At 74.4% G+C, this 9,658-nt stretch carries 8 protein-coding genes and 1 pseudogene; 5 read left to right on the forward strand and 4 right to left on the reverse strand.

All coding sequences use genetic code 11. The features are described 5' to 3' along the window. A pseudogene (locus AB0399_RS39600) lies at positions 1–773 on the reverse strand (hypothetical protein); the annotation flags it as partial. Between the two features lie 286 nt (positions 774–1,059). Here AB0399_RS39600 and AB0399_RS39605 point away from each other — a divergent pair. The 4 genes from AB0399_RS39605 to AB0399_RS39620 all read left to right on the forward strand — a co-directional run bounded on the left by AB0399_RS39605 (position 1,060) and on the right by AB0399_RS39620 (position 4,797). Further along, positions 1,060–1,491, forward strand: coding sequence for a MarR family transcriptional regulator (locus AB0399_RS39605; RefSeq protein ID WP_328470973.1), 432 nt, complete (start codon positions 1,060–1,062; stop codon positions 1,489–1,491). Positions 1,492–1,555: 64 nt separating this feature from the next. Further along, complete coding sequence (locus AB0399_RS39610) at positions 1,556–3,046, forward strand: MFS transporter (protein WP_366414582.1); 1,491 nt, start codon at positions 1,556–1,558, stop codon at positions 3,044–3,046. A 217-nt stretch (positions 3,047–3,263) separates the two neighbouring features. After that, the gene (locus tag AB0399_RS39615; RefSeq protein ID WP_329363549.1) at positions 3,264–3,830 is read left to right on the forward strand and encodes an isochorismatase family protein; all 567 of its coding nucleotides are present in this window, start codon (positions 3,264–3,266) and stop codon (positions 3,828–3,830) included. A 214-nt stretch (positions 3,831–4,044) separates the two neighbouring features. Further along, entirely contained in the window at positions 4,045–4,797 is a 753-nt protein-coding gene (locus tag AB0399_RS39620) for a hypothetical protein (protein ID WP_328470967.1), read from the forward strand. Positions 4,798–4,882: 85 nt separating this feature from the next. On the opposite strand, the gene AB0399_RS39625 is transcribed toward AB0399_RS39620, so the two are convergent. The 3 genes from AB0399_RS39625 to AB0399_RS39635 all read right to left on the reverse strand — a co-directional run bounded on the left by AB0399_RS39625 (position 4,883) and on the right by AB0399_RS39635 (position 8,853). Further along, positions 4,883–6,553 (reverse strand): subtype B tannase, encoded by a 1,671-nt coding sequence (locus tag AB0399_RS39625; RefSeq protein ID WP_366414583.1) that lies wholly within the window; start codon positions 6,551–6,553, stop codon positions 4,883–4,885. Positions 6,554–7,053: 500 nt separating this feature from the next. Next, complete coding sequence (locus AB0399_RS39630) at positions 7,054–7,806, reverse strand: ZIP family metal transporter (RefSeq protein WP_328470965.1); 753 nt, start codon at positions 7,804–7,806, stop codon at positions 7,054–7,056. 78 nt (positions 7,807–7,884) lie between these two features. Beyond that, positions 7,885–8,853 (reverse strand): cation diffusion facilitator family transporter, encoded by a 969-nt coding sequence (locus AB0399_RS39635; protein ID WP_366414584.1) that lies wholly within the window; start codon positions 8,851–8,853, stop codon positions 7,885–7,887. Positions 8,854–8,970: 117 nt separating this feature from the next. Between AB0399_RS39635 and AB0399_RS39640 the strand changes: the two genes are divergently transcribed. After that, on the forward strand, positions 8,971–9,363 hold the full coding sequence (locus tag AB0399_RS39640; protein WP_366414585.1) for a DUF6479 family protein: 393 nt from the start codon (positions 8,971–8,973) through the stop codon (positions 9,361–9,363). The last annotated feature ends 295 nt before the right edge of the window (positions 9,364–9,658 follow it).

A 9,658-nucleotide genomic window follows, 5' to 3' on the forward strand; every position in this document is an offset into this window, starting at 1 on the left:
GGGCGCGCGGACGGCGCCGGGAGTACGGCCTCGCCGACCGCGTCCGCGGTGGGTGCGCCGGCGAACCGCGCTCCGCGCGGCGCGGCCGACCTCACCCGGGCGGCCGTCGCGGGGGCCGGGGCGACGGGCGACCCGCTGGGCACCGCGGCACCGGAACCGGCGAACCGCGCCCCCGTGGGCCGCCGCACCGTCGGGGCCTCGGACCGCTCCGCCGCCCCCGCGTCGTCGGAGCCGGCCACGCCGGTACCCGCACCCGCGGCTTCCCGCCCCAGCCGCGCCGCCCCCACCGCACCGGCCAGCCGCCCCCGCAACTCCTCGCAGCGCGCCGCCGCCCGCGAGAGGTCGTCCCGCGCCCAGGCAAGGCCGTTCGCCAGCCGGGCGCCGGCCGGGCCCGCGGTTTCGGCGCCCGCCTCCTCGTAGCCGCGCGCCCCCGCCCCCGCCCGCGCCGCCGCACCGTCACGGGCGCGGATCGCCGCGTCCAGCCGGCCGCGCAGCGCGTGGGACGCGCCGGGCGCCGAGTCCTCGGCGGCGGCCGCGGCCCGGTGCAGTGCGTACGCCCGGCCCACCTCGGCCGGATCGGCGTCGCCCGCACCGCCGTTGGCCGCGACGTCGCGCAGCACGGTACGGACCACGTCCCACGGCGGGAGTCGGCGCCCGCTGCCGTACGCGGCCGCGGCGTCCGGCTCGCGCTCGGCGAACACCCCGTACCAGCCGGGCTGCCGGCCGAGCGCCGCGAGCAACGACCGGAAGTAGTAAGTGAATTCGGCCGCCACCGCGCCCTCCACCCTCACGAGTCGGGCTCCGCTCCACCCGGCTTCCGTCCGGCATTGGACACCCGCTCCGTTACGGGGCTGCTACGGGGAGTTTTCCGCCCCGCTCCGCCCGGCCCGGGACCCGCTCCACCGGCCCGCTCCCTCCGCAAGCGACCGCTCTCGACCGCTCTCTCCCCGCGGCTGCCCGCTCCCGCGCGTCGCCGCCGGCCCCCGCGCCGGAGGAGCACACCCGCCACTCGACAGTCAAACTTGCAAGTCTTCCTGCTCATCTCCTACGGTGGAGGTCATGTCACAGGCCGAACGTCTCCGCACCGCGGACGAGCTGACCACGCTCGTCGCGCAGCTCTCGCGGCGCATGCGGACCGCCTCGGCCGGGGCGGAGATCACCCCGTCCCAGCAGTCGGTCATCAGCCGGCTCCACCGGGAGGGCCCGGCCACCACCGCCGCGCTGGCCCGCGGCGAACTCGTGCGGCCGCAATCGATGCGGGCGACGCTCACCGCGCTGGAGGAACGCGACCTCGTGGTGCGCGCCCCGCACCCGACCGACGGCCGCCAGGTCGTCTTCTCCCTCACCGACGAGGGCTCCCACCTGCTGCACACCGGCCGCCAGGCCCGCCGTGGCTGGCTCGCCGAAGCGATGGAGACGCACCTCAGCCCGGCCGAGGAGCGCGCGATGGCGGCGGCGATCCCGCTGCTTCGGCGCCTGGTAGAGTCGTGACCGGCGCCCCCACGCCCCGCACGGCCCCTCGAATACGCCCCGCCCTACGCCCGGCGGTCCGCCGATGAGCCGGTCGCTGGGCGAGCCCGTGGACGAGCCGCGCGACGCGCCGCACGGGCGCAATTCCCCCGCCGCCGACCCCCGCCCCACCGGCGGTGCCGCCGCCGGCTCGGCCGGCACCACCGCCGGGTTCGGCCCCCGCCTGATCGTGCCGCTGATGCTCGGCGCGGTGCTCAACCCGATCAACTCCACCATGATCGCGACCACGTTGGTAGCGATCGGCGGCAGCTTCCACGTCGGCGCCGCCGACACGGCCTGGCTCGTGTCGAGCCTGTACCTGGCCAGCGCGGTGGCGCAGCCGACGATGGGACGGCTCGCGGACCGGCTCGGGCCCCGCCGGGTGTTCCTGACCGGGCTGCTGGTGGTCGCGGCGGCCGGGCTGGTGGGCACCGTGGCACCATCGCTGGCGTGGCTGATCGTGTCCCGGGTGATGCTCGGCGTCGGCACCTCGGCGGCCTATCCGGCGGCGATGGCGCTGCTGCGCGCCCACTCGCAGCGGATCGGCGTCCCGACCCCGCGCCCGGTGCTGGGGCTGCTGTCGCTGGCGGGCCTGTCCAGTGCCGCGGTCGGCCCGGTGCTGGGCGGGGTCCTCGCCGCGACCCTCGGCTGGCGCGCCGTCTTCGCGGTGAACCTCCCGCTCGCCCTGCTCGGCTTCGTCCTCGCCGCGCTCTGGCTGCCGCGCACGCCCCCGGCGAAGCCCGCGGCCGCGGCCGGGGCGGCTGCCGGGAACGCGCGGCCGAGCAGCCTCGACCCGGTCGGCATCGCCCTGTTCGCCGCGCTGCTCACCTCCCTGATGCTGTTCCTGATGCGGCTGGCCGCGCCGCCGTGGCCGCTGCTGCCGGTGGCCGCCGTGCTGGGCGGCGTGCTGGCCTGGTGGGAACTGCGCCGCCCCGCCCCGTTCCTCGACCTGCGCATGCTGGCGCGCAACCGTCCGCTGTCCCTGACGTATCTGCGGCACGGCATGACGTACCTGGTCGTGTACTGCGTGATGTACGGCTACGCGCAGTGGCTGGAGGACGCGCACGGCTACTCCTCGGCCACGGCCGGGCTGCTGATGCTGCCGATGTCGGTCGCCGCGATGGCCACGTCGCTGCTGGGCGCGCGGACGAAGGGGATCAGGGCACCGCTGATCACGGCCGCTGTGCTGCTGCTCGGCGGCAGCGGGCTGCTGCTGGCGGCCGGCCACACCACCCCGGCGGTCGCGCTGGGCGCCGCGGGCGCGCTGTTCGGCCTGCCGCAGGGCCTGACCTCCACCGCCAACCAGGCGGCGGTGTACGCGCAGGCGCCGTCCGGCGAGACCGGCAGCGCGGCCGGGCTGCAGCGCACCTCGCAGTACCTGGGCGCGATCACGGCCGCGAGCCTGATCGGCCTGTTCTACGGCCGGCGGGCGACCGACGCGGGGCTGCACGAGATGGCGCTGACCTCGGCCGGGCTCGGGGTCGTGGTCCTCGTGCTCACCGTGGCCGACCGTTCGCTGCGCGGGACCGGCCGGTGATCCCCGTCGCCCGCAGGCCCCGCGCGCGCCTTCCGCACGTGACGCCCGAGACGACCGCGGCGCCCGCACCCGTACGCCCGGCCGACCCGGCCGCCGCCGTACGCCCGCGTGTACGCGTACGCCCGCCGCCGCGCGTACCGCCCCGGCCGTACCGCCCCCTGACCATTCCCGTCATCGCAACACGCATCACCGACCCCGTGAGAGAGAGCATTCAGTCATGACCGCCACCACCCTCGACGCCCGCACCGCGCTCGTCGTCATCGACCTCCAGCAGGGCATCACCGGCCTGCCGACCGTCCACCCGTCCGCCGAGGTGATCGAGCGGGCCGCCCGCCTGGCCACCGCCTTCCGCGAGCGCGAGCTGCCCGTGGTCCTGGTGAACGTGACCGGCGTGGCGCCCGGCCGCAACGACGGCGGCCCCGGCGGCTCCGTCACCTTCCCCGACGGCTGGGCCGACCTGGTCAAGGAGCTGGACCAGCAGCCGAGCGACATCACCGTCAGCAAGCAGCAGTGGGGCGCCTTCTACGGCACCGGCCTCGACATGGAGCTGCGCCGGCGCGGGGTGACCCAGATCGTGCTGGTGGGCATCTCCACCAGCATCGGTGTGGAGTCCACCGCCCGGGACGCGTACGAGGCCGGCTACCACGTCACCATCGCCACCGACGCGGTGACCGACACCGACGCGGACGCGCACGCCAACTCCGTGCAGCGGATCTTCCCGCGGCTCGGCGAGACCGGCAGCACCGACGAGATCCTGGCGCTGCTGCCCGCTGCCGGGAACTGACCCGCACCGGGCCCTGATCCGGCCCGGAAACCGACGAGGGGCGCTGCCCGCCGGCCCGCCTCGTCCCACGGCCGCCGCCGCGCCCGCCCGGGCCCGGCGGCGGCCGTGTGTCCGCGACCGTGTCCGCGGCCGTGTCCACAGTCGTATCCGCGCTCGCGCCCGCGGCTCCGAGGGGGGCGACGGTCCGGCTCGAACACCGCTACGATGCCGCGCCATGAGCGACGACGTGCGCACCCTCGTGCTGGCGCTGGCCGGGCTGGTCATCGGCGGCCTGCTCGGCTGGCTGGTCCGCGGCTACCTGTGGCACCGCAAACTGCACCGCAGGCAGCGCTTCTTCGGGCTGCCGAAGGACTCCGAGTGCCTGCTCGTGGTGCCGCGCGACCCGGGCGCGCGCGGCTGGAGCCTGGCCCGGCACGACGCCTTCGCGCTGCTGGAGCTGGCCGCGGTGATCAAGGAGTGCGGCGCGCACGCCGAAGTGCTGGCGCACGACACCGCCTGGCAGGGCTTCGGCGCCCGCACCGAGTTCTGCATCGGTGGGCCGGCGGCGAACTACCGGCTCGCCGCGCACCTGCGCTCGATGCTGCCCGGCGTGGAGATCGACACCGACCCGGCGCAGGGCCCGGACCAGGGCGCGATCACCGTGGCCGGGGAGACGTACCGGCTGGAGAAGGGCGCGGTGGAGTACGTCCTGCTGGCCCGGCTGGCGTCCGGCCGCGACACCGGCAACGACCGCCCGGTCTTCCTCGCCTCGGGCCAGCGCGGCATAGCCAACCAGGCCGCGACCCGCTACCTCGCCCGCCACCACCTGCGGCTGACCCGCAAGTACGGCCTGGACTCGACCTTCTGCCTGCTGCTGCGGGTGGTGAACTCGCAGGCGTACGGCTCCGACGTGGTGGAACTGGTCGCTGACGTCACGAAGGCGGCGGTCACCGCGCCGAAGCCGCCGAAGACCCTGACGGCCGGTTAGGGCCTGACCGGTACCGACCGGTGCGGCCCGCCCCGGCCGTACGCGCTCCGCCGCGCGGCAACCGGTTCCGGGCCGCGGGCGGGGGCTACTTCTTGCGGCTCGTGCTCTTGTGGCCCGTGCTCCTGTGCCCCGAGATCTCCGCGACCCAGGCGATGAAGTCACCGGGGTCGATGTTCGTGGCGTGGCCCTGGTCCCAGTAGTAGAGGTGGTTGACGTCGTCGCCCAGGTTGTCCAGGGCGGCGGCGAGGTTGGCGGAGACCGTGGGAGAGGTGTCGCTGTCGTTGGTGCCGACCCGAATCCACCAGTGCCTGGACCGGCCCGGGTTGTGCCTCCCGATGTGGTACATCGGGTTCATCAGGTCGAGCACCTCGGGAATGTCGCTGTCGAGGCGCTTGCCGGTGACACCGGTGGTGTCGTTCCTCAGCCCGTACTCCGTGAAGTGGCGGGACTCGGTGGTGCCCGCGCCGAACTCGTTGTTCTCTCCCGCGGACAGGTCGAAGGCGTCGAAGGCCGGTGCGGTCTTCTTCCGGGCGCCCACGTGCGTGAGGTAGTCGGCCCAGGTGAAGGTCGCCTTGCCGCCGGACCAGGTGATGAACGCGTTCGAGGCCAGATAGGCCGTACGGTCGGAGTCCGACAGGGCCGCGAGGTACCGCGTGGCCGACGGCTGGAGGTAGGTCTCCAGCAGGTACTGGTCGTAGTTGCGGGCCGTGAGCGGGCCGAAGCCCTTCAGACCGCGTACCTTGAGCGACGCCTGGTACTCGGCGAACCGGGACTGGAGCGCCCTGGACACGCCCTGGTCGACGACCTCGCCGGTGCCCTGCGTGACGTTGCCGCCCCAGATCCACTCGTACGCGCCGTCGGCGTGCTCGAGGTCGGTGATGGGGCACCACGTGCCGGTACCGAAGACCGCGTCGCTCGCCTCGGCCGCGCCCAGCTCCTTGAGGTACTTGTGGTAGATCGGGCTGTCCCCCGACGCGCCGAGCAGCGCGGACACGGCCCCGCCCGCGCTGGTCCCGGTGGAGATGATCCGCTCGGTGTCACCCGGGATACGGCCCTTGTTGAACTTCACGTACCGCACCGCGGCCTTGAGGTCCACGATGACGGCGGGGGCCGTGCCGTAGTAGGTGCCGTCGGATGTGGTGAGGCTGCGGCCGCGGGTGCCCGGCTCCACGGCGACGTAGCCCGCCGCGACGGCCAGCTTCGCGAGGTTGACCATCCCGTTGATGGCACCCGTGCCGCCGCCGGGGGCACCGCCGCCGGGCCCGCCCGTGCCGGAACCCGGAGGGGTGGGCGAGCCACCGGGCCCGCCGCCACCGGGCCCGCCACCGAGGTCACCCATCTCCATCACGGCCTGGCCCACGCCGACGGCGTCCGCCACGGTCGACGGCATGTAGGCGCCGACCACGTTGGCCAGCACGATGGGGGCGCGGGTGGCGTCGACGGCCTCGCCGTCGATCGCGACCGGAACGCTGACGACCAGGCTCTGGTGGGTGCCGTCGGACGGGTTGGTGACGTAGTCGCGGGGCTTGTAGAAGTGGTAGACGACCTCCTTGTCACCGTCGTCCGTGGTGATGGTCTCGGTCACCACCGTGTAGTCGTCCTTGTCGAAGACGAGGGCGTCCGGCGAATCCGAGGACTTCGGGTCGCCCGTATCCGAAGCCTGCGCGTTCACGGTCAGCCCGCCGACGGCCGCGACGCCCGCGGTCGCGCCGATCCCCATGACGATGGTCCTGCGATTCACTGCCCTGTCGCTCACTGTCGTCTTCTCCTCGTTCGTGGCACACGGCTGTCCGCCGCTCCGGCGGCTGCCGAGCGCGTCCGGGCGCACGTGGCACCCGGGCGTGCCCGGTGGTGGACCTGCGGCGGGCCGGAGCGGCCGGCACGGTCAGGCTCCGGTACGCAGGAGTGCGCACTGGACCGACGGCCCGCTTCCGCCGGTCGGGACCGTCCGTGGCGACGCCTCTTCAGGCCCGCCGCGTGGCGCTCCACTCGTTCTCGCGACGACGAACGTATTCAAGTGTCTTCAACATCGTCAACAATTTTGGCGCATTCATCGCTGACCCACAGGTTGGCCGCCGGCAGCCCCGGGCGACTCACCGGCCACGGTGGTCACGGAAAGGGGCGGCCGGAGCGACGCGGCGAACGGCCGGTGGCCGTCGCGAGTTCGGGCCCGCGCTCCCGTGCCGACAGGTCAGGCGCAGGGCCGTGGCGGGGGCCGATGTCGCGCGCGGGCCGCTGCCGCGCCGGGAGGGGCGCTCAGTTGGCGAGGCCGATGACCATCCACATGATCCCGGCGCCGCCCACCGTGCAGACCAGCGTGGAGGTGGACGGGTGCGGGCTGTGCGCCTCCGGCAGGATGTCGGAGGTGGCCAGGTAGAGCAGGAACCCCGCGAAGAAGCCGAGGTAGAGGCCGAGCACCCCGGACGGGATGGTGAACGCGAGGGTGACCGCGGCGCCCACCACCGGGGCGAGCGCGTCGGCGGCCAGCAGCGTCTGGGCCCGGCGCCGGCCGTTCCCGTACAGCCGGGTGATCGTGTACGTGTTGAAGCCGTCGGCGAAGTCGTGCGCGACGACCGCGATGGCCACCACGATGCCGACGGTGTTGCCCGCCTGGAAGGCCGCGCCGATCGCGAAGCCGTCCATCACGCTGTGCCCGACCAGCGCGCCCGCCGCGGCGACGCCGATGCCCTTGACCGGGTCGTGCGCGTGGCCGTGGCCGTGGGTGTGCGAGGCGTACTCGCCTTCGTGGGCGCGGTGGATGGCGACCGAGCGCTCCACGATGTGCAGGGCCAGGAACCCGGCCACGAACATCAGCAGCCCTGCGGGTACCCCGAAGACGTGGTGCGGCTGGTTCTCCAGCGCCTCGGGCAGCAGGTCGAACCCGACGACGCCGAGCATCAGCCCCGCGGCGAGGCCGAGGACGAGGTGGCGGCGGTCCCCGATGTGCTGTGCGACGACGCCGCCGACCAGGGTCATCACGAAGGCGCACGTGGCTATCAGGACCGGCATGCCGCAATGATCCAGGACGGCGTCCGCGCAGGCGAATCCGGGTGCCCCTCGCCGGGGAGCACCGCCGTGGGCGGGCGGTCAGCCGGCCTCGCGTCGGACGGCGTCGCGCTCGGCCCGCTCCGCCCGCTCCGCGCGCTCGGCCCGCTCGGTACGGGCGTCGGTGATGTCCAGGAAGACCCGGTCGGCGGCCGGCCAGCGCTCCCGGATGGAGTGCCGGATGCGCATGCTGACCTCCTCGACGCGTTCGCTGTCCATCCCGCCGACCAGGTCGATCCGCGCGGCGACCAGCGTGGAGTCCAGGCCGAGCCGCATCGTCAGCAGTTCCTCGACGGTGTCGACCTCCGGCTGCCGGGCGAGCAGTGCCTCGATCTCGTCGCGCAGCCCCGGGTCGGCGGCCACGCCGATGAGCTGGCGGTGCGCGGTCCGTGCCAGGCCGGTGGCCACGATCATCAGCAGCACGCCGATCGCCATCGACGCGGCCGCCTCCGCCGCGCCGTCGCCGGTGGCCATGTGCACGAGCATGCCGGTGGCGGCGAGCAGCACCCCGATCACGGCGGTGCCGTCCTCCGCGAGCACCGTGCGCAGCGCCGGGTCGTCGGTGCCCTCCTCGGACCGCCGGGCCTGGCGCGCGGCGCGCAGCAGCGAGCCGCCCTCGGCGAGCAGCGACACCAGCAGCACCGCCAGGCCCGCGAGGTAGCCGTCGCGGCTCTCGTTGCTGTGGTCGCCGAGCGCGTGGATGCCCTGGTAGAAGGAGAAGCAGCCGCCGAGCACGAAGATCCCGACCGCGGCGAGCAGCGACCAGAAGTAGCGCTCCTTGCCGTAGCCGAAGGGGTGCCGGCGGTCCGGGGCACGGCGGCTGCGGCGCAGCGAGGTGAGCAGGAAGACCTCGTTCAGGCTGTCGGCCACCGAGTGCGCGGCCTCCGACAGCAGCGCCGGGGAGGCCGCGAAGAGTCCCGCGGCGGTCTTGGCGGCGGCGATCACCAGGTTCGCGCCGAGCGCGACCAGTACGGCGCCGCGGGTGCCCTCGTCACGTGACTGCCCTGCCATCCGCTCACTCCCCATCGGTCACTCTCGGTGGCCCCTCGTACAGCGCTCCGCTTTTCCCGCTCGCCACTCGTGTTCCCCCGCTGATCGCGGGCATCCGTCCCTTGAGGAGGTGCCGAAATGTCTCTTTCCGAGCAGCACATGGTCCAGCTCGCGCTCCCGGCCGGTTCGATCGGCCCCTTGGTGATCGGAATCTGCATCGTGATCGTCCTGATCGCGGCCGTGGTGTTCGGGATGCGGCGGGTGGGCCGCGGGCCCGCGGTGCCACGGGGCAGGCGGCCCCGGTCGGGCGCGTGGGAGACCCGTCAGGAGTACGACAGTGGTGCGCCGCCGGATCACGGGCCCGGTCACCAGGGTGACGGGCACCGCAGCCACGACGAGCGGCGGATCGAGCCCGACGAGATGCCGCGCGACGGGAGGCGGCGGCTCCCCCACGAGGTGCACGCCTCCGGCGTGCGCGGTGGACGCGTCCGCAGCCACACGCAGCGGCACGGCGGCCACAACGTGGACTAGTCCCTGCGGTGACCCGGGCGGGACCCGCCCGGGTGCCCCCGTCCTGCCCGTCCCGGGACCACCTGCCGGTGGGCGGGTGAGGTGCGTGGCCCTTCCGGCCGTGCCTTCACCCGCCCGCCGGTGGGTGGTTGCTCGCGCAGTTCCTCCCCCAGAGCTTCGCCTGGGAGGTTCCCCCAGCGCCCCCTTGGGGTGGTTGCTCTCCGTCGCCAAGGTGCCGGTGGCGCTGTGGCTTGTCGCGCAGTTCCCCGCGCCCCTGAGTTGGTGCGGCTCCTTCCGCGGAAGGACGGCCACCCAG

The sequence above is a fragment of the Streptomyces sp. NPDC088194 genome, assembly GCF_040702025.1.
Lineage (GTDB): Bacteria > Actinomycetota > Actinomycetes > Streptomycetales > Streptomycetaceae > Actinacidiphila.